Raw genomic sequence first — 22,711 nt, forward strand, 5'->3', positions numbered from 1 at the left:
CGTGTGCAGAGTCCGCTGGTGATTCTCACAAAGCATGGTTTGCTTCGCTTCGAAAATGAAGATCGAACTCTGTTCCTTGAATCTGAACAAATACACTTGACACCGCAGGAGGCCATCGTAGTCAGACTGCTTTTCGAGCGGTACAGGACTTTCGCACACCAAGATGAAATCTTCCGCGCCCTTTGTGGACAAGGAAAAAAGTACCACACTGCCGGCATCGTCGCACTTTACGCGCACCGTATTAACAAGAAAATTCGACCCTACGGTCTATGCGTAAGTTACCTCCGAGGGTACGGCTATCGGTTACAAATTCAAACTTCAGCGTCATACAGTCCCTCCATTGAAAATTGGTTGCGTACGCCTGTGCGCTTTTCTCCAAGTACTGCCAGACTGGCAAATCCAGAATTTATTGATTCATACGTGAAAAGCGCCGGAGCCAGATGTCATTCGCCTCATGCGCCACGCGCTGAAACCCAGCTCGTTTCGGATGTGGCGCGAACGCATGAAGGGCCGTAAGACCAAGCACTGCTCCCTCAGAAGCCCCGACATCCAATTTGCCGACCGCCAAGTGGCCGATCACCGACGCGCAAATAACTGATGGGGGAAACCCATGGGAACAAATTTTTGCCATGACCAGTCCGCCGTTCAACCTATCTAACACTGAAATGAACTACGTTGCTTATAAGATTCTGTTCGTCTGCATGGGCAACATTTGTCGGAGCCCCACCGCAGAGGCTGTATTTCAAAAAAGGCTGGCCGATCACGATCTCTTGCACCGGATCAAAGTTGACTCGGCAGGTACACACAACTTCCACCCCAACGCGCCGCCAGATGAACGCAGCCAGGCACACGCGCGCAAACGAGGCTATGACCTGTCCCACTTGAGGGCCAGACCGGTTGTTGACAGTGACTTTGAAGAATTCGATTTGCTGTTGACCATGGACTGGGACAACCGCGCCCTGCTGGAAGATCGGTGCCCGGCTCAGCACACCCACAAGATTCGGGGTTTTGCTGAGTTTTTGCAAACAACCCAGGCCTCGGTGATTCCTGATCCCTACTACGGCGAGGACCCAGGCTTTGAGCAGGTTTTGGATTTGATTGAGGAAGCCAGCGATGGCCTGCTGAAATTCATCATAACCAAGGCTCAGGCATGACCCCCACGAATTCTGCCCTCATTGAGTTGCGCGATCTGCAACTGAAAACCGACATCGGCACGTACGGCCCGAACGACATTCGGCCCGATGTTCATATCCTCGACTTGACGCTGGGCATCGCACCCGATCTCGTGGTCATAGCGCAAGATGGCATGGCGCATGTGTTTGACTACGACCCACTGATTATTGAAATTGAGCGCCTCGCCGCGGACGGACACTACGAAACACAAGAGCGGCTCATCACGCGCATTGCGAGTGCCTGTGCGGCGCATCCCGACATTCAACACATCGAAATCGCCCTGCGAAAGTCACCCGTGCGATCGGGCAATGGGTCGTTGGGCATTCGCCTGAAACTGGATGAACAGACGACCCATGCGCTACGCGTGAAGTCTTGAACCCCCAAGCCTATGGACTGTGGACGTCAAAAAACCCCTCTAGAGGGGTTTTTACTTCCATCCCTACGGTCAATGCGTAAGTTACCTCCGAGGGTACGGCTATCGGTTACAAATCCAAACTTCAGCGCCATACAGTCCCTCCATTGAAAATTGGTTGCGTACGCCTGTGAGCTTTCCTCCAATTACTGCCGGACTGGCTGCGTAAACAACTAATTCAAAATAGCCATGGTGCTAGAGTAAGGGCCTTCTTCAAAATACTCAAAAACAAAGTAAACATGATTAAGTCATCAAAGGCTGATTTACCCATGGAAGCCCTTACTGACTGGACTTTAGACAAACACAATCATCATAGAACGCTTTGTTTAACCAAAAGCTGGACACTGCCTACCTTTAGCGCTGCGATTGAACTTTTCAATGCGATTGCGCAGCTGGCACTAAAGCAAGATCATCACCCTGAAATACTATCCAGCCATACTTACCTAAAGGTTCGTATTTGGACTCATGATGTAGGAGGCTTGACGGAAAAAGATTTTGAGTTAGCCACCGCTATTGATCAATTGACTCGAACACAATGAACCTCCTGAACAGACTAAAGAACTTCGAAAGTTCCCCTGCTGGACTTGAGTGGCAAATATGGAAACGACTACACATAATTTTGGCTGTAGGAACATTACTCCCATTGCTTGTAAGTGCTGTTGTCTATGTCCTAGATGGGCTTGAGCCCGTAACTCAAAGCGCAAAAGCTGTTGAACAGTTCTTTTACGTAATGGTTGGGTTAGTGGTGCTGAATTGGTCTCTGGCGCTGACACTCGCGATAGGGTGCGTGATTATCATGCTTATGAAGGGCCCAGCCTTCGTTGCAGATGCGTATGTAATGGAGCAGCACACCAAAGATCAAGCATCAAAGATTTAGCTATAACAACTCACATACCCGCACACCATAAGTCGATGATGGTTGGTTGGCTGAAACTAGTTTGAGACAATCATTGCGTTGGTACAAAGCTTGGTACAACATCAAATCCAGATGTTTTCCTTTTTAAATCAACAACTTAACAGGAGTGGGTTCGATTCCCATCACCCGCTCCATCAAACACTCCCTCACCGAGTTGGCTCCACTCGAGCGGTCCCCATCATGATGGGTTTGACCAAGATCTTGTAAGTATCCAGGTCAAATGTTTGTTGAGAATGTCCACTGCCTTGCTGCGATCTTGAGCACCAGGTGCCCTGGTAGCACCAGTTCTGAATGCGGTGACGCTGAATCCAATTCCCGCTTTGCTCAACCAGATCCACCGCTCCTGTAAAGGGCCAGGCATGGACCTGCATGTCCTTCAATGCAGAGCACAAGCGTTGGTCGTGCGCACGTCGGTCTTCTTTGCCAATGCAAGCACCCAAGCAGGTTCTGACTTGCAGACCAAAGCAACCGCGATTGCTGATTTTTTCCAAACCCAATAAGCCCAAACACAGTCGGTGCTGATCCGCCAGTTCACGCAACTTGTTGTGGGCAGCGTGCACTGAGGAAAAGAGGCCATACAAGCCATCTACTTGGCCTATGTGGACATCTCTGCCCGAAACCACAAGAGGCATGATCGCTCCGGCTTCTTGTGAAAGACGAATGGTGCAGAGCTTGCGCGACCGGCGCAGGCGAATATTGAACAATGGGCTTTGTTCCTTGATCCGTCGTGCCTCAAGCAACAAGGCGCCAATTTCGCCGGCAGTTTCGATGTATTCGACACGTCGTGACTGCGCGATCATGTCCGCCTCGTCGTCTGCACGCAGGTGAGCCAGCACACGGCTGCGGATGTCAACGCTCTTGCCTATGTAAAGCGGCAAGGCGCCCTCCCCCTTGAAGATGTAGATCCCTGAAGTGCGAGGTAGGGCCGCAAGACTCGCAGGATCAATCGGGTGCGAGCGCGGATTGGAGTTAGCGTCTGTCATGGGACTGTCGGCACGCTTTGGGGCAGAGTAGCCTGGCGCCACCACTGGCTAAAGGAATCACAGCGTCGATCTACAGTAGGGAACAGAGCCGCCGGTGGCTCGCATGTCGCAAGTTGCTGGAGCCACGGATCAAGGTGCTGATCAAAGGTACTGCGAACACTGCGCGCAGCTTGCAGCGCTTGTGCCAGGGCTTGAGCATTCCCCTGCCAAATGAGGGTGGTCAGCTGCGTCATGCGATTTGTCACGAAACCCCAGCGGCGCTCGCTCCAGGGCCACCTTTCATGAAAGTCGGACAGAAAAACGCCCAGCGCCAAGGTATCTTTGGGCAGCTCGTTGGCCGTCTGCGCCATATTCCATGGGTGCACCAGCCACACATCCCGACCGGCGACAACGGATGCATTGGGTAGGCCGACATGCATCGAAGGTGGCTCACAGGTCAAAGCGTGTTCGTGCGAACGCGCTGAAAGATCCGTGCCTGGCTGTTGCACCTGTTCCAAGCGCATTGGCGTTTTGGCCAATAACTCGAGCGAATCGTAGCTGTCGTCAAACAGGGTACCAGGGCTGTGCCAGTCTGGTGGGGCGTAGCGGGCCACATTGTCGGCATTGAAAAGATAGGGCTTGTGACTGCCGGTACCAGCAACCCACTGCCAGCTCAGGTGGTTGCTGGCGAGGTCACCGTCAAGCAGGTGTCCATAGAGCCAGTCTGCGGCGACACGCCAGTAAACCTTGCGCATGTGCACCACGTAACTGGCCAGCCACATGCGGGCGTGATTGTGCAGATAGCCGGTTTGGTAGAGCGTTTGCACGGCCTTATCTATGACAGGAGTACCCGTTGTGCCTTCACGAATGTCGACCGGCACATGTGTGGCATAGGCCTCGTCGGGCAAAGGGCCTGGGTGCAAGGAACTGAAAATACCCTCGCCACGCATGCGCCAGACATGTCGGAAGTACTCACGCCAGCCAAACTCGTACACCAGCTTATGCTGCGCATGCACCGGCTGGCGCGCTCTGACAGCAGCCAGGACCTCTGGCAGGCTGACAATCCCATGTGTGATGTAAGGCGACAAGCCGGTGACTGCGCCATCCAAGAAGTTTCTGCTTTTTGCGTAGGCGTCGGGCTCAATCGCATCGATCAAGGCCTGTGCGGCAGACTGCGTTGGTAGAAACATGCAAGCCTGATAGGTGTTGTGCTTCAGCTTGCTTGCAGCTTTGTGTTTTCACGCCATGCTTTGACCTGATCCGAAATATCACTGGGTCTGAGCAGCAAAACCACTCCCTCGGGCAAGCGTTTGGCGCAGGCCTTGGCTCCCGCTCCACCCACCCAAATCTCGACACTGCGCTCGATCTGCGCCCTCAGCAGGCGCAGACTGTCCACCACGTCGTTGCGTGAGGCATAAGCACTGAAGCTCAAGGCCAGGATATCGATACGCAAACGTCGAACAGCCTCAAGCGTGTCTGACAGTGGCGTAGAGGTCCCGAGAACATAGCGCTCGCAGGACTCCAGCGCAAAGTGGCTCTCTGCCATCAACAGCCCCAGACCATGCATCTCGTTGGGGGTCGTGGTCAAAAGCACTCTCGGGCTTCGGCTGCCAATATTCATCGCGCCGTCAATCGATGTGATGGCATCCCTTAAAACGCCCTGAAGGATTTCGGTGAACAAGTGTTCCTGATAGACCGAAATTTGCCCCTGCATCCAGGCCTCTCCGATGCGCTGACATAGGGGAGCGATCGTGGAGCCCACCACCTGGCCCAGTCCGTGGCGCAGGATTTTTTGTTGCAAGGCCTGCTTGATTTGCAAGGTCTCGTCATCTGCCAACCACTGAACCCAGGGCTCTTCAAGTTCCGACGTACTCGCTCGACCCATGACCTTGTTACCCGCCAGTGCCTTGCCTGCTTTAGAGGCATTGGCAGACTTTGTGCTCAGCATGTCCTGAAGGGTTTGCTCCTCGAGCGCAACCACCTTGCCTGGACGTTCACCCGCATCCAGCAAGCGCTTGATCAGTTGCAGCTTATGGACTTGATCACGGCCATAAATACGTTCGCTACTGCCGTTGCGAAGTGGCTTGGGAAAACCATACCGCCGTTCCCAGACGCGCAAGGTGTCTTTACCCAGCCCCGTCTCGCGCTCCACATCGGAAATCGTCCAGCCCGTAACGGCAGACTTTGCATCCAGTGCTTCAAAAGGCAAATTTTTTGTCATCTTGGTTCGATTCTTGGCACTTATTTTTACATAGACAAATTTTGCAAGACAGGGTTTATTTTCTCATATAGAATTGTTTTGTCTAGGACAAATAAGGTAAAAAACATGCGTGTTGCAATCATTGGATCAGGCATTTCCGGACTGGCTGCAGCCCACCATCTGCGTGAGCACATGGATGTCACGCTTTACGAAGCCGCAGACTACTTTGGTGGCCACACCCACACGGTAGACATCACGCTGCCAACACCCAAAGGTCCACAGACATGGGGCGTAGACACGGGCTTTTTGGTCTTCAATGAACGGACCTACCCGGAGCTGATTGCATTGCTCGGTGCGCTGGACGTGGCTACAGCCAAATCGGACATGTCCTTTTCCGTTCGCGTCCCCCAAGCACGCAGCGCCACAGATGTGCTGGAGTGGAGTGGCAACAACCTGGCGACCGTTTTTGCGCAAAAGCGCAACCTGATCAGTCCGCGCTTTTGGGGCATGTTGTCCGATTTGCTGCGCTTTAACCGTTTGTGCACCCGCTTGGCCACAGAAGGTGTGGACACCGAGTTGTCCGAACCTTTGGGAGACTTTCTCAACCGCCATCGCTTTGGACAAGCGTTTCGCGATTGGTACTTCTTGCCCATGCTTGGCTGCATCTGGAGTTGCCCAACCGACCAGATGCTGAAGTTTCCCGTGGCCACCATGATCCGTTTTTGCCACAACCACGGACTGCTACAGGTCAACAACCGCCCCCAGTGGCATACCGTGGTGGGCGGCGCCCGGCACTATGTCGACAAAATCATCGCTGAGCTTGCCGATGCAAGACTCAAAACGACCGTCCGCTCTATCGAGCGAAATGCTGCAGGCGTGATGATCCACACCGACAAGAGCAGCGAACGCTTTGACCATGTGGTTTTGGCCACGCACTCGGATCAAGCACTGGCCATGCTGGCCCAACCCACAGCCAGCGAAGCCCAGGTTCTGGGGGCGATCAAGTACCAACAGAACCTGGCCGTGCTGCACACCGACACAAGCGTGCTGCCTAAGAATCCGAGCACATGGGCTGCCTGGAACTATGAACGAGCTGCTGATACACACAAAGAGTCCAGCCGCGTGTGTCTGCATTACCTGCTCAACAAGCTGCAACCTTTGCCGTTCGAACAACACATCGTCGAGTCGCTCAACCCTGTGCGACCCATCGCGCGGCATCAGGTACTTGCCGAGTTCGAATACAGCCACCCTGTGTTTGACATGGCCGCCATCGCTGTACAAAAGCGCATTCCAGAGCTGCAAGGCGAACAGCACACCTGGTATTGCGGCGCCTGGACAGGCTATGGCTTTCATGAAGATGGCCTCAAATCGGGTCTGGCAGCGGCGCAAGCTTTGCTCACCCATACACAGCAAACACGCAAGGCCGCCGCATGAACACCCCCGCCGTGGCTCACATGGGTTTTGGTCAAGTGCGACACACTCGCCTGCGGCCCAAACACCATGCCTTTGCTTACGGTACCTTTTTCCTGATGCTGCCGATGCGTCAGTTGCACCAGCCCGGTGCCATGGGTGGCCTGGCGGTGAACCGCCGAGCCGCGATCAGTTTTTTTGACGCCGACCATGGTGACGGACGTGGTCCCGAGCAGGGCGGATCGCTAGCCTGGTTGCTGGAGATGCTGGCACACGAAGGCATTGATGACGCAGACGGCGACGTCTGGCTGCACACTTACCCGCGCATGCTGGGCTACACCTTCAAGCCTGTGAGCTTTTGGTACTGTCACCGCTCTGACGGCAGCCTGCGCGCCATCGTGGCCGAAGTCAACAACACCTTTGGTGAACGCCACTGCTACGTTCTTGATGCTCCCGCCTACGGCCGCGAATTGCCCGCGCAAAAGTGCTTTCATGTCTCACCCTTTTGCCGTGTTGAAGGTACTTATCGCTTTCGCTTCATGCGCACCGAGCGTGATGGGCAGGCGCGTACCGTGGTGCGCGTAGATCACGACGATGCGGATGGCCCCCTCATCAACACCAGTGTCAGCGGCAAGCTCCTGCCCATTTCTCCTACCCTTTTGCGGCGCGCACTGTGGCGTTACCCGGCCATGACACTCATGGTCATGGCCCGCATCCATTGGCAGGCACTGCAACTGTGGCTCAAGCGCGTGCAGTTTTTCAGCAAGCCGCCTGCACCGGACCAATTCGTGACCCGATCTTGACTACCTGCGAGACATGCCCATGAACACTTTGACCGCAACCGCACAGTCCCATCTGCAATTGCCTGCAAGAGCCCCGGCATCTGCACGTTCTGTTTTTCGCCTGTTGCAGCAATTGCGGCACGGCTCATTGACGCTTCAATTGCCTGACGGCAGCGTGCAGACTGTTGGCGATGGTCAAGGACCACATGTGAGCTTGCAGCTGCACAACTGGAAGCCCTTTTCTGCAGCACTCAAGTCCGGCGACATCGGCTTTGCCGAAAGCTACATTGCCGGCGACTGGACCACACCACACTTGGCGCAGTTGCTCCATCTGCTGCTGGCCAACCGACGTGCTCTGGACAATGTGATCCACGGCTCCTGGGCAGGTCGCTTGCTCTATCGCATGCGCCACTTGCTCAACCGCAACACGAAAACCAACAGTCGCAAAAACATTCATGCCCATTACGACTTGGGCAATGCGTTCTATCAGTTGTGGCTGGATGGAACCATGAACTACTCTTCGGGTCTGTTTCGTGATGACCCGACCCAGGACATGAGCCAGGCACAAGATGCCAAAGTGCGCCGAGCACTGCACATGGCCGGTGTCCGCCGAGGTGACCGTGTGCTCGAAATCGGTTGCGGCTGGGGCGCTTTGGCGGAGAAAGCCACCCAGGAATTCGGTGCACAGATCACAGGCGTGACCCTGTCCACCGAACAGCTGGCCTGGGCGCAACAACGCCTGACCAAGCAAGGCCTGGGGCACAAGGCAGATCTGCGCCTGCAGGACTACCGCGATATTGACGATGGCCCTTATGACGCCATTTGCTCCATCGAAATGATTGAGGCCGTAGGTCAGGAGTACTGGCCCACCTATTTCCAGAGCGTGGCCCGCCTCCTCAAGCCCGGTGGCCGTGCCTGTATCCAGAGCATCGTCATCAAGGATGAACTGTTCGAGCGCTACATCCAGTCGACCGATTTCATCCAGCAATACATCTTTCCAGGGGGCTGTCTACCCTGCCCCAGCGAATTCAGACGCGAAGCGCAAGCCGCAGGCCTGAAAGTGGTAGACGAGTTACCGTTTGGTCGCGATTACGCCGAAACCTGCCGCCGCTGGCGCGCCGACTTCATGGCGCGCAAGGACGAGGTGCTGGCACTGGGCTTTGACGAACGCTTCATCCGCATCTGGGAGTTTTACCTGGCCTACTGCGAGGCCGGCTTTGACGCCGGAGACATCAATGTGGTGCAGTACACCTTGGTCCGCTAAGCGCACGGCCGTGCTCGCGTTGGCTGGGGTGCTGGCGGCGAGTCAAGCACTGGCTCATCCGCAGCTGCCGGGTGGCCGCGTGCAGGGGGAGGCAACCCTGCGCTTTTTAGGCCTGCGGGTCTACCACGCCAGGCTTTGGACCCTGCCTGACTTCAAGCCTGGCCAGAGCACAGAGCAGCCATTGGTGCTCGAGCTGGAATATCTGCGTGACCTCCAGGGCAAAGCGATTGCCGAACGTTCGCTGCAGGAAATGCAGCGGGCTGGCCCCATTGGCGAAAGCCAGGGCCAGCGCTGGCTGGACGAGATGCAGCGCATCTTTCCGGACGTCAAGGCAGGCGATCGCATCAGCGGCCAGCACCTGCCAGGACAAAGCGCGCGCTTTTGGCATAACGGCCGCCTCAGGGGGCAGGTCGATGACCCCGTCTTTGCGCGCTTGTTCTTCGGCATCTGGCTGGCCCCGAGCACATCCGAGCCCGAAATGCGCCTGGCCCTGCTCGGCCAGGCGCCGGGCAGCAGCCGATGAACCGCAAAAACGCCCCACCGCCAGCGGTCCGGTTGCCCGGCTTGAGCTATGGCCTGCTCGGACTGCCGCTGGCTTTTGTGGCGCTGCCGCTTTATGTGCATTTGCCCAACGTTTACGCCAGCCGCTACGGCGTGTCGCTGGCCACGCTGGGCGGGGTGCTGCTCTTGGCGCGTTTGTTTGATGCGGTGACCGACCCTTGGCTAGGCCGCTTGGGCGACCGCCTCTTTGCCCGCTCGCCACGCCATGTGTTGAGTGCGGCGGTGCTGGCTGCTCTAGCGTTGGTGGCGGGCATGGCACTGCTGTTTTTTCCGCCTTGGTCCAATCCTGGCGATCCTTCAGGCCTGCTGGCCTTGCTCATGTTCAGCTGCCTGGCCTTCAGCCTCCTGGCCATCACCCACCAATCGTGGGGCGCACGGCTGGGCGGAGACGAAGCGCAGCAGGCCCGCATCGTGGCGTGGCGCGAAGGTTCAGGACTGGTCGGGGTGGTGCTGGCCTCGGTGCTGCCTAGTTTTTTGGGCTGGGGTGAATGGGTGGGCGTTTTCGCACTCGCACTTGCTGCGGGGCTGTGGGCCTGGAGTCGCAGCTGCCCGCCTGCCACCCTGGAAACACCACGCCCTTATCTGTTGCGCCAAGATTTGCTACACCCCTGGCGTCACACACCTTTTCGGCGCCTGATGGCAGTGTTCTTGCTCAGCGGCATGGCCAGCGCTGTGCCCGCCACGCTGGTGCTGTTTTTCATTCAAGACCGTTTGCAAACCCCGGCGCTTGAGCCCCTGTTTTTGGCCACTTACTTTGTGGCGGCTGCGTTGTCGATGCCGCTGTGGACACGCGCCGTGGGGCGCTGGGGTCTGGCGCGCAGTTGGCTGGCGGGCATGCTGCTGTCGGTGACTGTATTCGCGTGGGCCGCCACACTGTCGACGGGCGACATCGTTGGGTTCATCGCGGTCTGCGCCCTCTCGGGCCTGGCCTTGGGGGCCGACCTGTCCCTGCCCGGAGCAATGCTGGCGGGTCTGATCGCCCAGCGTGGCGACCGCGGTCTGCGCGAGGGGGCGTATTTTGGCTGGTGGAACCTTGCCAGCAAACTCAACCTGGCCCTGGCCGCAGGGCTGGCTTTGCCCATGCTGGAGCTGCTGGGCTACCGGCCGGGCTCTCCATCGCCCGAAGGCCTGTGGGCACTCACCTTGGCTTACGCAGTGCTGCCCTGCTTACTGAAACTGATGGCCGCTGGCGTGCTCTACACAGCTTTTGTTCGACGCTTGTCACCTGCTCCCTCTTCTTTCTCGGAGGCCCCATGAACATCCCTCAACGCACACATCGCCTGCTGGCCGCTGCTGCAGCAGTAGTCCTGACCCTGGCGGGCTGCGCCAGCCAGAACATCGAACAGTACGCTGCCGAGAAACCGTCGCTCGATCTGGCGCAGTACTTCAACGGCAAGGTCGTGGCGCACGGCATCTTTCAAGACCGCAGTGGTCAGGTCGTCAAGCGCTTCACGGTGGACATGGAAGGCCGCTGGCAGGGCAATCAAGGCGTGCTGGACGAGCATTTCAGCTATTCGGACGGGCAAAAGGAACGCCGAATCTGGCGGCTGACGAAACACGCCGACGGCCGCTACACCGGCACCGCTGACGATGTGGTGGGTACCGCCAGCGGCCGTGCCATGGGCAACGCTTTCCAGTGGGCCTACACGCTCAAGCTGCCGGTTGACGGCAAGGTCTACGAGGTGCAGCTCGACGACTGGATGTATCTGGTCGACGAGCGCGTCATGCTCAACCGCGCCACCATGAGCAAGTTCGGCATTCGCTTGGGCGAAGTGACCCTCTCTTTCCAGAAGCAAACGCCATGAGCCTGAACCCGCCGATCCGCGACTGGCGCGGTCAGCGTGTCTGGCTGATCGGCGCGTCCACCGGCATTGGGCGTGCGCTGGCCTCGCAGCTGCATGCGATGGGGGCCACGGTCATCGTCTCAGCCCGCAAGATGGAGGCGCTGCAAGCCTTCGCCGACCAGCACCCGGGCAGCATCGCGCTGCCACTGGACGTGACCGACGCCCAGGCCGTGCAGACGGCTGCACGGCAGGTTCTGTCCAGTGGCCCGCTCGATCTGGTGTGCTACTGCGCAGGCCACTACCACGCCATGCGCGCCACTGCGATGGACCTGCCCGATCTGCTGCGCCACCACGAGGTCAACACCGTCGGTGCGCTGCATGTGCTGGCCGCCATCACGCCAGCCTTGCTGGCTCGCGGTCAAGGCCACATCAGCCTGGTCAGCAGCGTGGCGGGGTTTCGCGGTCTGCCGCAGAGCCTGGCCTATGGCCCTACCAAAGCCGCACTCATCAACCTGGCCGAAACGCTGTACCTGGACCTGCAGCCACACGGCCTGGGCGTGAGCGTGATCAACCCCGGCTTTGTCGAGACGCCGCTCACGGCGCAAAACGACTTCCACATGCCCGCCCTGATCTCGCCCGATCAAGCCGCACAGGCCATTGTGCAAGGCTGGGCCAAGGGCGAGTTCGACATCCACTTTCCCAAGCGCTTCACCCTCTGGCTGAAGTTGCTGCGCTTGCTGCCCTACCGCTTGTACTTTGCAGCAGTGCGCCGCATGACTGGACTCTGAAATCATGAACGCCACACCGACCAACGATGCCGTCGAACGCCTGGTGCAGTTTTTCGAAGAGCTGCAACCGCAAGACCTGCCTCGGCTGGCGCAAATGTACGCACAGGACGCTCGCTTCAAAGACCCCTTCAACGAGGTGCAAGGCTTGCCCGCCATCGAGCGCATCTTTGCCCACATGTTCGAGGCACTCGATTCACCGCATTTCATCGTGACCGAGCGCATCGTGCAAAACAACAGGTGCTTTCTGGTCTGGGATTTCCGCTTTCGATTCAAACGCTTTGACACCGCCACATGGCAGACCGTGCGCGGCGGCACGCATCTGGTGTTCAACGACGCAGGCCTGGTGACGCTGCACCGGGACTACTGGGACGCGGCCGAAGAGCTGTACGAAAAGCTGCCGCTGGTCGGTGGCCTGATGCGCTGGCTCAAACGCCGCGCCAACAGCTGAAGGCTTTGATCCGCATGGCCTACCGCGTCGTCTGGTTCAAGCGCGACCTGCGGGCGCAGGACCACTGGCCGCTGCACGAAGCCGCCCGGCGTGGCCCGGTGCTGTGCCTGTACGTGGTGGAGCCCGGGCTGTGGGCGCAACCCGACGCCGCCGCGCAGCACTACGGCTTTGTGCGGGAATCACTGCAAACGCTGGACGCGCAACTGCAAAGGCTGGGCGGCCGCCTTTTTGTGGCCGTGGGCGAGGTGGTCGATGTACTAGCCGCCCTGCACGCGGTCGCGCCTTTCGAGGCGGTGCATGCTCACGAAGAAACCGGCAATGCCTTCACCTTTGCCCGCGACCTGGCCGTGGGCCGCTGGTGCCGCATGCACGGCGTGGGCTGGCACGAGTGGCCGCAGTTTGGCGTGGTTCGCCGCCTGCGCGACCGGCGCGAATGGCAACCCCGCTGGGAGCGGCACATGGCCGCCTTGCAGGCCTGCGTTCCTGACCGGCTGCACACGCCAGACCTGAGCCATGCACCCCAAGCCCCCATCTGGCCCTCGGGCAGCCGTCCCTTGCCCACGGCGACCGAGCTGGGCCTGGACCCCTTTGAGCCACCCAAGCGCCAGCGCGGCGGTCGGCTGCGGGCCGAGGCGGTGCTCAGCGACTTTTTACAACACCGCAGCGCCCGCTACCGTGGCGGCATCTCGTCGCCGCTATCGGCGCCAGATGCCTGTTCGCGCCTGTCGCCCTACCTGGCCCACGGCTGCTTGAGCATGCGCGAGGTGGTGCAGGCCACGCGCGCGCAGCTGAGCGCCCTGCCGCCCGAAGACAAACGCCTGCGCCTGGGCCTGCAAGGTTTTGTGAGCCGCCTGTACTGGCATTGCCACTTCATCCAGAAGCTGGAAAGCGAACCTGAGCTGGAGTCGCGCAACCTGCACCGCGGCTACGACGGCCTGCGCGAAGCCGACTGGAACCCGGCCCACTTTGAAGCCCTGACACAAGGACGCACCGGCTGGCCCATGGTAGATGCCTGCGTGGCCATGCTGCGCGAAACCGGCTGGCTCAACTTCCGCATGCGGGCCATGCTCGTGTCGGTCGCCGCTTACCCGCTGTGGCTGCACTGGCGGCCGGTCGGCCACTGGCTGGCGCGGCAGTTTTTGGACTACGAGCCCGGCATCCACTGGCCGCAGATACAAATGCAGTCAGGGACCACGGGCATCAACACCACCCGCGTTTACAACCCCATCAAACAAGCCATGGACCACGACCCGCAAGGCCGCTTTGTGCGCCAGTGGCTGCCCGCGCTGCGCCGCGTGCCCGACAGCTGGCTGTTCGAGCCCTGGCGAATGGGCGATGATGTGGCGACACGTTTCGGTCTGCGGCTGGGACAAGACATTGCCGTGCCGCCCGTCGAACTGACGGCTGCGCTGCGCGAGTCCAAGGCACGCATGCACGCGCTGCGCCGCCAACCTGCAGTGCGTGCAGCCAAGGCCGCCGTGGTGGAACGCCACGGTTCGCGTCGCAGCATGCCGGGCGCCAGCCGCGATGCCCTCGGCGAAGAGCGCACAGCCCCACGCCGCCAACCCAAACCGCCCACCAACCAAATGGCGCTGGATTTCTGACCATGAAGATGCGCAAAAAATCGGATCTGCCGCAAAAAGTCTGTGCGGCTTGTGGCCTGCCCTTCACCTGGCGCCGCAAGTGGGAGCGCGACTGGGAGCGGGTCAAGTACTGCTCGGACCGCTGCCGCCAGGGCGGTACAGCCAAACCATCTGGCAAAAGCGCGAACCCATGAGCACAGAGAAAACCCCCACCCTGCGCCTGATCCTGGGCGACCAATTGAACCCGCTGCACAGCTGGTTCGCCGAAGTACGCGCCAATGTGGTGTATGTGCTGATGGAAGTGCGCAGCGAGACCGACTACGTGCGCCACCATGCGCAAAAGGTACTCGGCATTTTTGCGGCCATGCGCGACTTGGCCACGCAGCTCAAAGCCCAGGGCCACCGTGTGCGCTATGTGGCGATTGACGATGCAAGCAACCGACACAGCATCACCGCCAACCTCGATGCCTTGGTTGCGCATTACAGCGCGAGCGCCGTCGAATACCAAGCGCCCGATGAGTGGCGCGTCGACCACGCTTTGCGCGAATGGGCCACCCAATGCCGTTCAGCTGTGCACATGGTGGACAGCGAACACTTCTTCACTGCGCGCGATGAGGCGGCACGGCAATTCGCAGGCAAGAAGCAATGGCTGATGGAAAGCTTTTACCGCCAGCAGCGCAAGAAGCACGGTGTGCTGATGACCGCCGATGGAAAGCCCGAGGCAGGCCAATGGAACTTTGACGCCGACAACCGCAAACCCTGGCCGGGTACGCCAGCCGCCCCGGCCGACATGCGCCCCTGCCACGACCACAGCGCGCTGTGGCAAAGCATCCAGGCCGCAGGTGTGCAGACCATGGGCGAGCCACAAGCCCACGCCTTTCGCTGGCCACTCAACCGCGCCGAGGCCTTGACCCAGCTTGAGCACTTCATCCAGCATGCCCTGCCCCACTTTGGCGACTACCAGGACGCAATCTCACAGCGCAGCTGGCACCTGTTCCACTCGCTGCTGTCATTTGCGCTCAACACCAAGATGCTGCACCCGCGCGAGGTGGTGCAGCGCACCGAAGAAACCTGGCGCGAGGGCCATGCGCCCTTACATGCAGCCGAAGGGTTCATCCGGCAAATTCTGGGGTGGCGCGAATACGTGCGCGGCGTGTACTGGGCCCACATGCCCGGCTACGCCGAGGCCAACCATTTACAGCACACCCGTCCCTTGCCCAAATGGTTCTGGTCGGGCCAAACGCAAATGGCTTGTGTGGCCAGCGCCATCAGTCAATCGCTCGAACACGCTTATGCCCACCACATTCAACGCCTGATGGTGATTGGCAACTTTGCGCTGCTTGCGGGTCTTGATCCGATCGAGCTGCACCACTGGTACCTGGGCATCTACATCGACGCCTTCGAATGGGTAGAAGCACCCAACACCTTGGGCATGAGCCAATGGGCCGACGGTGGGCAGCTCGCCACCAAACCCTATGTGAGCAGCGCCGCGTATTTGCAACGTATGGGCGACCACTGCAAGGGCTGCGCCTACGACCACAAACAACGCATTGGCGACAAGGCCTGCCCCTTTAACGCCTTGTATTGGGACTTTTTTGACCGCCACCGCACACACTTCCAAAACAATCCCCGCCTGGGCGTGGTCTACCACCAACTCAGCAAAATGTCCCCAGAAACCATGATGGCAATCAGGCAACAAACCGCTCGCCTGGAAAAGCTGGACATGATCTAACAACTTCACAAGATACCGCCATGACCACCACTGCACGCAATGTTTTGGGCACCTCACTGGTCGCATGTTCCTACGCTCCATTGACAGGTTATCTGCGCGATGGCTGCTGCCAAACTTTGCCCGACGATACGGGCCTGCACCTGGTGTGCGCCCGTGTGACGCAGGCTTTTCTGGATTTCTCTGTCGCGCAGGGTAACGATCTGGTCACCCCACGACCCGAGTACCGCTTCAGGGGCCTCAAACCCGGTGACCGCTGGTGCCTGTGCGCCAGCCGCTGGCTGCAAGCCTACGAAGCTGGCGTGGCGCCACCCGTAGCCCTCGAAAGCACACATGAACACGCTCTGGACATCATCCCCCTTGATGCGTTGAAGTCCTGCGCCTTGACAAGCTGAACACCCCACAAGCTCCCTGGAGAACCGCCATGAAACCCTGGATTGCTGCTGCCGTTTTTGGAACTTTGCTGCCCATGCACACCGCCTGGGCAGCAGACTCAGTACAGAGCTCAACACCGTGCCCGGCCGTCCTCAAACACACCTTCCCCAAGCTGCAGGACGACTCGCCACAAAACCTGTGTCAATACAGCGGCAAAGTGGTGCTGGTGGTCAACACGGCCAGCTACTGCGGGTTCACCTACCAGTACCAAGGGCTGGAAGCCTTGTATCAAAAGTACAAAGACCGTGGATTGGTGATCCTGGGCTTTCCGTCCAACGATTTTTTCCAGGAGAAAAGCAACAACAAAGACATTGCCGACTTTTGCTACAACACCTATGGCGTGGTGTTTCCGATGTTTGCAAAGTCTGCCGTGCGCGGCAAGGATGCGAACGCCTTGTTCAAAGCCCTGGCACAAGCCACCGGCAAAGCACCTTCCTGGAACTTCAACAAATACCTGATCGACCGCTCAGGCCGCGTCGTGGCCCATTACGGCAGTACCACTGAAGTCAACGATCCCAAGTTCATGCAACAGCTGAGCAGCCTTATGCTGCCTCAAAAGTGACCACATGGTCCATATCCAGGCGAATGCCCACGCGTTCGCCGACCTCGTGCTGATGGTGGCTGGGCACCAGGCTGAGCACCTGCAGTCCACCCTCTAGCTCCAGGGTGTACAAAAAATCGGCCCCCTGAAAATCCTTGCGCACGATTGTGGCTCGCACAGTTGATGCCGGGTCGTACACCACGTCATCGCTGCGCAACAGCACCTCGCAACGCCCATCCTTGTAGGCATCTGGCAAAGGGCATTCCTGCGGGTCTGACAGCGCGCCCACAGGCGTCTGCACCAACAGCTGCCCTGCCTCCATCCGGAGCTGCGCAGGCACCCACACGCCCCTGCCCACAAACTCGGCCACAAAGCGGCTGCCCGGGCGGTGGTAAACGGCGTAAGGTGTGTCCCACTGGTCCAGGCGCCCCTGCTTCATCACCCCGACCTTGTCGGCCATGGCGAACGCCTCTTGCTGATCATGCGTGACCATGAGCGCCGTGGTACGGGCACGCTTGAGGATCTGGCGCACATCATCGGCCAATCGCTGCCGCAACTCCACATCCAGATTGGAAAACGGCTCATCGAGCAACAACAAATCGGGTTGTGGTGCCAACGCCCTGGCCAGCGCCACACGCTGCTGCTGGCCGCCAGACAAGGCGTGCGGATAGGCCTGGCTACTGGCCTGCAAATCGACCAGCGCCAACACTTCCTGCACACGGTGTTCACGCGCCGTGGCGGACAGGCCATGCAAACCATAGCCCACGTTCTGTGCCACAGTCATGTGAGGAAACAGGGCATAGTCCTGAAACACCATGCCCACGCGGCGTTGCTTCACATCCAGCGACAAGGCGGGCGTCGCCACCACACGATCAGCCAAACGGATCTGGCCGGCCACGATGGGCTCGAGTCCCGCTATGGCACGCAGCAAGGTGGTTTTGCCACAGCCCGAGGGGCCGAGCAGCACGCCAATTTCACCGGCCATGAGGCCCAATGAGACCCCATCCACAGCAAATTGGGCTTGGCCTGAATAACGGATCGAGGTGTTTTGAATATCCAGATACATGGAGGAATTTTGACAGAGCCGGCGTGCAGCCCAAACTAGTCCCTACAATTTGGCGGCCATGAGCCCAGCTTCAACCCCAGTCCAACCCAGCCTTTTACGCACCAGCTCCACCGCAGCTTTGGTGCTGGTGGCGGTGTTGCTGGCCTGGCCGAGCTTGTCGATCTGGGGGGCCTGGCTGGGCGTGGATGCACAGCACACCCAACTCATCGCGCACATGGTGCAAACCGTCTTGCCGGACTACGCCTGGGCATCGTTGTTGCTGTGCTTGGGCGTAGGCGTGCTGGTGGCCCTGCTGGGTTCAGCGACAGCAGCGCTGGTTTGCCTGTTCAATTTTCCCGGCAAGCGCTGGCTGGAATGGGCGCTGCTGCTGCCGATGGCTATGCCCGCCTATGTGGTGGCCTACGCCTACACCGACTTCTTGCAGTTCAGCGGCCCACTGCAAACCGCGCTGCGCCAAGCCACCGGCTGGCAAGGCGCCTTGTGGCCAGACGTCCGCAGCCTGTGGGGCGCTGTGTTGGTGTTCACCCTCACGCTTTACCCCTATGTTTACCTGCTGGTCAAAACCGCCTTGCGCGAGCAGGCCAGCCGCCTCATGGAAGCAGCCCGTTTGCTTGGCGCTTCCAAGACACGCCGGATCATGACAATTGCCCTGCCCATGGCACGCCCTGCCATTGCCGCCGGTGTGGCGCTGGCCCTGATGGAGACCCTGGCCGACTTTGGTGTTTCCAGCTACTTTGGTATCCAGAGCTTCACGGCCGGCATCTACAAAGCCTGGCTATCGATGGATGCGCCCCTGGTCGCAGGCCAACTCGCGTCAGTTTTGCTGGTGGTGGTGCTGGTGTTGCTGCAGGTGGAAAAACACGCGCAAAGCAAGCAACGCTTTTACAGCAACCGCAGCTCGGCCAGCAACTTATCGGGACCGCCGCTCACCAAAACAAGCAAAGGCTGGGTCTTGCTGGCCCTGGGTTGCATCCCTGTACTGCTGGGCTTTGTATTGCCCAGCGCCATTTTGCTTTGGCGCTGGCTCAGCGATCCGCAAGTGGCCAGCTGGCAGCAATATCTGCAGTGGGGCTGGAACAGCCTGCGCCTGGCCGGTATCACCGCTTTGCTGGCCGTTGCGCTGGCATTGCTCATCGGTGCCCGCAACCGCTTGTTGCCCACGCCTTTGACCCGGCTACTGGCGCGCCTGATTCAACTGGGCTATGCCATTCCCGGCGCTGTGGTGGTCGTGGGCATCTTGCTGCCCTTGTCGTTGACTCATGCCATCAGCGCCATGCAGCCACTCACTGCCCTGCTGACCACCACGGGCGTGGCGTTGGTCTGGGCGTATCTGGTGCGCTTTACGGCCGTGGCCATGCAGTCAGTGGACAGCGCCTACACGCGCATCCCCCTTTCGCTGGACGAAGCCTCGCGCACGCTGGGCGTGCAAGGCTGGGCGCTGTGGCGCGGCGTTCACTTGCCCTTGCTGCGCACCAATGTGGTCGCTGCGGTGCTGCTGGTGTTTGTGGATGTAATGAAAGAGTTGCCCGCCACGTTGGTGCTGCGCCCCTTCAACAGCGACACCCTTGCCGTGGTGGCCTACCAGCTTGCACGTGACGAGCGCCTGGGCGAAGCAGCCATCCCCTCGCTGGCTTTGGTCGCGTTTGGCCTGATCCCGGTGTTGCTGCTCAACCGACAACACCGCCACGACAAATGATATTGAGATTAATTCTCATTTGATATATACTGCATCCATTGTTTGATCTTTGGATGCCTTCATGACCGCTCTTCGTACCCTGTTTGTCGCCTCCCTGACCGCCTGCAGCGCTGGCTTGGCAGCCGCCCAGGAAATCAACATTTACTCTGCTCGCCACTACCCCACCGACGAAGCGCTGTATAGCGACTTCACCAAGGCCACCGGCATCAAAATCAACCGCGTGGACGCCGACGATGCGGGTATCCTGGCCCGCCTCAAGGCAGAAGGCAGCGCTTCGCCAGCAGATGTGATCTTGCTGGTCGATGCCTCGCGCCTGTGGCGCGCTCAGGTCAACGAGCAATTCCTGCCCATTCGCTCGGCTGTGCTGGAAAAAGCCATTCCGGAAAACCTGCGCGCCCAGCCTGATGCCAGCGGCGCAACCGCCTGGTTTGGCCTGTCCACTCGCGCACGTGTGGTGGTGTATGACAAACTCAAATTCAAAAAGAGCGATGTCGCCAGCTACGAGAACCTGGCCGATGCCAAATTCAAGGGGCAGCTGTGCGTGCGTTCGGGCTCGCACCCCTACAACCTGAGCCTGTTTGGCGCCATGACCGAGCACCTAGGTCCGCAAAAAACCGAAGTCTGGCTCAAAGGCCTGGTGGACAACATGGCGCGCAGCCCCAAGGGCGGCGACACCGACCAAATCAAGGCCGTGGCTGCAGGTGAATGCGGCGTGGCCATCAGCAACAGCTACTACCTGGCGCGCCTGATGCGCTCGGGCAACCCTGCCGACCGCGCAGTGGCCGAAAAAGTCGGGGTCGTCTTCCCCAACCAAAGCAGCTGGGGCACGCACCTCAACATTGCTGGTGGCGCAGTCGCCAAACACAGCAAAAACGTGGACAACGCCATCAAGTTCCTGGAGTACCTGGCCAGCCCCAGCGCACAAAACCACTTCGCCAACGGCAACAACGAGTGGCCCGCCGCCAAGGGCGTGAGCTTTGACAACCCAGCCTTGAAAGCCATGACGGGCGGCAGCTTCAAAAGCGAGCTGATTCCCATCAGCGCCGTCGGCATGAACCAGATCAAGGTCCAGCAAATGCTCGACCGCGTCGGCTTCAAGTAAAGCCCTCGCCACTTTTCTCTTTTCTTAGCAAGCCATTCACCCGGTGCCCGCACCGGGGTGATAGCCAGCCATTGTCTTGAACCGTCTGTCTTTACCCATTTTCTGGCAGACACCTACTGGCTCTATCACCATGAACCCAACTTGCAAAAACAACCCGCATAACATGCTGCCGCTGGCCGCCATGATGCTGGCGGGCTCACTGAGCGCGGCACCGGCCCTGGCGCAACAAGCCCCTGAAAAAACTCTGGGTACTGTGACGGTGCACGACAGCGCCGAATCTCCCACCGAAGCCAAGGAGACCTTGCTGGTCAAGAAAACCAGCATCGCCAAGGGCAAACAGGCTCTCAAGGATATTCCTCAGACCGTGACGGTGATGACCGAAAAGCTGATGGACGACCGCAATCTGGACGACTTTCGCGAAGTACTCAAGGTCACAGCAGGTGTGACTTTCATGGCGGGCGAGACAGGCGAAGAAGACGTGCGCATGCGTGGCTTTTCCCTGCAACAAGCAGGCGACATTTATGTGGATGGCTTGCGTGATGCCCCTCTGATCGAGCGCGACACCTTCAACCTAGACCGCGTAGAAGTACTCAAAGGCTCTGCCTCCATGCTGTTTGGCAAGGGTTCGACGGGGGGCATCGTCAACCAGGTCAACAAACAGCCCTTCTTGCTCGATCAAAACGAAGTCAACCTCAAAATTGGAAGCGGCAATAAGCGCCGCATCACGGGAGACTTCAACAAACAAACAGGAGAAGACTCCGCTTTGCGCATCAACGCCATGGTTGAGAAAGCTGACAACTGGGGCGCCAACGTGGACAAAAAAGGCCTTGCCGGCAACTACCGTTGGGGCATTGGCCAGAAAGATGAGTTCAGTGTGGGTCTGTATCACCTGGAAACCCGGGGCAACCCGCTGTACGACCACCCTTGGATGATCGACAACGGCACCAGCATCGCCAGCAACAACACCTCCGGCACCATCGTGCCCGTCCTGGCGGCCAGAAATTACTACAACCTGGCCAGCGATCACCTCAACACCGAAAGCACTTACAGCACCTTCACCCACAAGCACCGATTCGACCAAGACAGCGATCTCAAAACCACTGTTCGTCAGGGACGCTACGCGCGTGATCTCAAAAGCGGACAAGTGGTCTTCAGCAGCGCCACGTCGCTCTCCAACCTGTCCGACAGCACCGGATTGACGCGTCGTCCGAAAGCACGCGTGGGCGAGAGCGATGTGACGCAAATCCAGAGCGACTTCACCAACGGTTTCAACTGGCTGGGGCATAAGCATGAACTGATCGCAGGCGTGGATTACACCCGCGAAAACGCTTCGCGCAACAACAGTGCGACCACAGGCAGCAATGGCAGCCTGTCCAGCACCACAACCACTGTGGGCAACGCCAACAGTGGGGATACCCAAGTGGACAACCGGGGCACCTTGCCCATGATGAAGTTCCTGTCGCAAACAGTGGGCGTGTACGCACAAGACACCCTCAGCCTGACCGAGCACGTCAAACTGATTGGTGGCTTGCGCTTTGACCGCTTCAGCGCCACCTTCCAGGACCCTGCCAACTACAGCGCTGACACGGCACACAACCTGTTGAGCCCACGGCTGGGTGCAACCTGGCAGCCCGATGCCAGCACCACGTACTACACATCCTTTGGCACGTCCTACAACACCTCTGGTGACAGCTATCTGTATGGCGTCAGCACAGGCCTGAGCCCAACGGTCACGCGCAACAACGTCACCACAGCCAACACGGCACTCACCACCTTGAACACGCCGCCCGAGAAAAGCCGAAACCTTGAAATCGGGAGCAAATTTGAACTGCTCGAGGGCAAAGCCTTGCTCGGCATTG

General features: G+C 59.1%; 25 protein-coding genes. 21 read left to right on the plus strand and 4 right to left on the minus strand.

Annotated elements, in window-relative coordinates:
* The 5 genes from AAFM15_RS02695 to AAFM15_RS02715 all read left to right on the plus strand — a co-directional run.
* Nucleotides 1-516, plus strand: a 516-nt coding sequence (locus AAFM15_RS02695) for a hypothetical protein (RefSeq protein WP_341685274.1), incomplete at its 5' end; no start/stop codon positions are given.
* Nucleotides 488-598 carry a DUF2805 domain-containing protein gene (locus tag AAFM15_RS02700; protein WP_341685267.1) on the plus strand — a complete coding sequence of 37 codons (111 nt, stop codon included), beginning with the start codon at nucleotides 488-490 and terminating at the stop codon, nucleotides 596-598. The genes AAFM15_RS02695 and AAFM15_RS02700, both read left to right, overlap by 29 nt.
* Nucleotides 599-629: 31 nt before the next feature.
* Nucleotides 630-1,154, plus strand: a complete 525-nt coding sequence (locus AAFM15_RS02705) for a low molecular weight protein-tyrosine-phosphatase (RefSeq protein WP_371833070.1) — start codon at nucleotides 630-632, stop codon at nucleotides 1,152-1,154.
* Nucleotides 1,151-1,549, plus strand: coding sequence for a dihydroneopterin aldolase (locus AAFM15_RS02710; protein WP_341685164.1), 399 nt, complete (start codon nucleotides 1,151-1,153; stop codon nucleotides 1,547-1,549). The genes AAFM15_RS02705 and AAFM15_RS02710 overlap by 4 nt, the downstream gene beginning before the upstream one ends.
* Nucleotides 1,550-1,824: 275 nt before the next feature.
* Nucleotides 1,825-2,124, plus strand: a complete 300-nt coding sequence (locus tag AAFM15_RS02715; protein WP_341685165.1) for a 4a-hydroxytetrahydrobiopterin dehydratase — start codon at nucleotides 1,825-1,827, stop codon at nucleotides 2,122-2,124.
* Nucleotides 2,125-2,647: 523 nt separating this feature from the next.
* On the opposite strand, the gene AAFM15_RS02720 is transcribed toward AAFM15_RS02715, so the two are convergent.
* Genes AAFM15_RS02720 through AAFM15_RS02730 form a run of 3 tightly spaced genes read right to left on the minus strand, consistent with a single transcriptional unit; the run spans nucleotide 2,648 to nucleotide 5,684 of the window.
* Nucleotides 2,648-3,484, minus strand: coding sequence for an endonuclease (locus AAFM15_RS02720; RefSeq protein ID WP_341685166.1), 837 nt, complete (start codon nucleotides 3,482-3,484; stop codon nucleotides 2,648-2,650).
* Nucleotides 3,481-4,653 (minus strand): FAD-binding domain-containing protein, encoded by a 1,173-nt coding sequence (locus AAFM15_RS02725; protein WP_341685167.1) that lies wholly within the window; start codon nucleotides 4,651-4,653, stop codon nucleotides 3,481-3,483. Before AAFM15_RS02725 ends, AAFM15_RS02720 begins: the two co-directional genes overlap by 4 nt.
* A gap of 23 nt (nucleotides 4,654-4,676) precedes the next feature.
* A complete protein-coding gene (locus AAFM15_RS02730) occupies nucleotides 4,677-5,684 on the minus strand; it encodes a MerR family transcriptional regulator (protein ID WP_341685168.1) in 1,008 nt (335 codons plus the stop codon).
* Between the two features lie 105 nt (nucleotides 5,685-5,789).
* Here AAFM15_RS02730 and AAFM15_RS02735 point away from each other — a divergent pair, with 105 nt between their 5' ends.
* From AAFM15_RS02735 to AAFM15_RS02795, 13 genes are read left to right on the plus strand one after another with little or no spacing between them, the layout of a single operon-like run.
* Complete coding sequence (locus tag AAFM15_RS02735; protein WP_341685169.1) at nucleotides 5,790-7,097, plus strand: FAD-dependent oxidoreductase; 1,308 nt, start codon at nucleotides 5,790-5,792, stop codon at nucleotides 7,095-7,097.
* Complete coding sequence (locus AAFM15_RS02740) at nucleotides 7,094-7,876, plus strand: DUF1365 domain-containing protein (protein ID WP_341685170.1); 783 nt, start codon at nucleotides 7,094-7,096, stop codon at nucleotides 7,874-7,876. The genes AAFM15_RS02735 and AAFM15_RS02740 overlap by 4 nt, the downstream gene beginning before the upstream one ends.
* 19 nt (nucleotides 7,877-7,895) lie before the next feature.
* Nucleotides 7,896-9,119 carry a cyclopropane-fatty-acyl-phospholipid synthase family protein gene (locus AAFM15_RS02745; protein ID WP_341685171.1) on the plus strand — a complete coding sequence of 408 codons (1,224 nt, stop codon included), beginning with the start codon at nucleotides 7,896-7,898 and terminating at the stop codon, nucleotides 9,117-9,119.
* On the plus strand, nucleotides 9,091-9,642 hold the full coding sequence (locus AAFM15_RS02750; protein WP_341685172.1) for a chalcone isomerase family protein: 552 nt from the start codon (nucleotides 9,091-9,093) through the stop codon (nucleotides 9,640-9,642). The genes AAFM15_RS02745 and AAFM15_RS02750 overlap by 29 nt, the downstream gene beginning before the upstream one ends.
* Nucleotides 9,639-10,937: an MFS transporter gene (locus tag AAFM15_RS02755; RefSeq protein ID WP_341685173.1), complete on the plus strand. Its 1,299-nt coding sequence runs from the start codon at nucleotides 9,639-9,641 to the stop codon at nucleotides 10,935-10,937. The genes AAFM15_RS02750 and AAFM15_RS02755 overlap by 4 nt, the downstream gene beginning before the upstream one ends.
* Nucleotides 10,934-11,485: a DUF3833 domain-containing protein gene (locus AAFM15_RS02760; RefSeq protein WP_341685174.1), complete on the plus strand. Its 552-nt coding sequence runs from the start codon at nucleotides 10,934-10,936 to the stop codon at nucleotides 11,483-11,485. Before AAFM15_RS02755 ends, AAFM15_RS02760 begins: the two co-directional genes overlap by 4 nt.
* Nucleotides 11,482-12,252, plus strand: a complete 771-nt coding sequence (locus tag AAFM15_RS02765; RefSeq protein WP_341685175.1) for an SDR family NAD(P)-dependent oxidoreductase — start codon at nucleotides 11,482-11,484, stop codon at nucleotides 12,250-12,252. The genes AAFM15_RS02760 and AAFM15_RS02765 overlap by 4 nt, the downstream gene beginning before the upstream one ends.
* Before the next feature lie 4 nt (nucleotides 12,253-12,256).
* On the plus strand, nucleotides 12,257-12,700 hold the full coding sequence (locus AAFM15_RS02770) for a nuclear transport factor 2 family protein (protein ID WP_341685176.1): 444 nt from the start codon (nucleotides 12,257-12,259) through the stop codon (nucleotides 12,698-12,700).
* Nucleotides 12,701-12,714: 14 nt separating this feature from the next.
* Entirely contained in the window at nucleotides 12,715-14,304 is a 1,590-nt protein-coding gene (locus AAFM15_RS02775) for an FAD-binding domain-containing protein (protein ID WP_341685177.1), read from the plus strand.
* Between the two features lie 2 nt (nucleotides 14,305-14,306).
* The gene (locus AAFM15_RS02780) at nucleotides 14,307-14,477 is read left to right on the plus strand and encodes a DUF2256 domain-containing protein (protein WP_341685178.1); all 171 of its coding nucleotides are present in this window, start codon (nucleotides 14,307-14,309) and stop codon (nucleotides 14,475-14,477) included.
* Entirely contained in the window at nucleotides 14,474-16,015 is a 1,542-nt protein-coding gene (locus tag AAFM15_RS02785; protein WP_341685179.1) for a cryptochrome/photolyase family protein, read from the plus strand. The genes AAFM15_RS02780 and AAFM15_RS02785 overlap by 4 nt, the downstream gene beginning before the upstream one ends.
* Nucleotides 16,016-16,035: 20 nt before the next feature.
* The gene (locus AAFM15_RS02790) at nucleotides 16,036-16,407 is read left to right on the plus strand and encodes a DUF2237 domain-containing protein (RefSeq protein ID WP_341685180.1); all 372 of its coding nucleotides are present in this window, start codon (nucleotides 16,036-16,038) and stop codon (nucleotides 16,405-16,407) included.
* 29 nt (nucleotides 16,408-16,436) lie between these two features.
* Nucleotides 16,437-17,009 carry a glutathione peroxidase gene (locus tag AAFM15_RS02795; RefSeq protein ID WP_371833071.1) on the plus strand — a complete coding sequence of 191 codons (573 nt, stop codon included), beginning with the start codon at nucleotides 16,437-16,439 and terminating at the stop codon, nucleotides 17,007-17,009.
* Here the strand turns inward: AAFM15_RS02795 and AAFM15_RS02800 are convergent.
* Nucleotides 16,990-18,054 carry an ABC transporter ATP-binding protein gene (locus tag AAFM15_RS02800; protein WP_341685181.1) on the minus strand — a complete coding sequence of 355 codons (1,065 nt, stop codon included), beginning with the start codon at nucleotides 18,052-18,054 and terminating at the stop codon, nucleotides 16,990-16,992. The two genes, AAFM15_RS02795 and AAFM15_RS02800, sit on opposite strands and share 20 nt — an antisense overlap.
* Before the next feature lie 58 nt (nucleotides 18,055-18,112).
* Between AAFM15_RS02800 and AAFM15_RS02805 the strand changes: the two genes are divergently transcribed.
* The 3 genes from AAFM15_RS02805 to AAFM15_RS02815 all read left to right on the plus strand — a co-directional run.
* A complete protein-coding gene (locus AAFM15_RS02805) occupies nucleotides 18,113-19,750 on the plus strand; it encodes an iron ABC transporter permease (protein ID WP_341685182.1) in 1,638 nt (545 codons plus the stop codon).
* A 61-nt stretch (nucleotides 19,751-19,811) separates the two neighbouring features.
* Nucleotides 19,812-20,852, plus strand: coding sequence for an extracellular solute-binding protein (locus tag AAFM15_RS02810; RefSeq protein WP_341685183.1), 1,041 nt, complete (start codon nucleotides 19,812-19,814; stop codon nucleotides 20,850-20,852).
* A 130-nt stretch (nucleotides 20,853-20,982) separates the two neighbouring features.
* Nucleotides 20,983-22,711, plus strand: a 1,729-nt coding sequence (locus tag AAFM15_RS02815) for a TonB-dependent receptor domain-containing protein (protein WP_341685185.1), incomplete at its 3' end; no start/stop codon positions are given.

Origin of the sequence: Limnohabitans sp. (assembly GCF_038134685.1) — a bacterium.
GTDB lineage: Bacteria > Pseudomonadota > Gammaproteobacteria > Burkholderiales > Burkholderiaceae_C > Limnohabitans_A.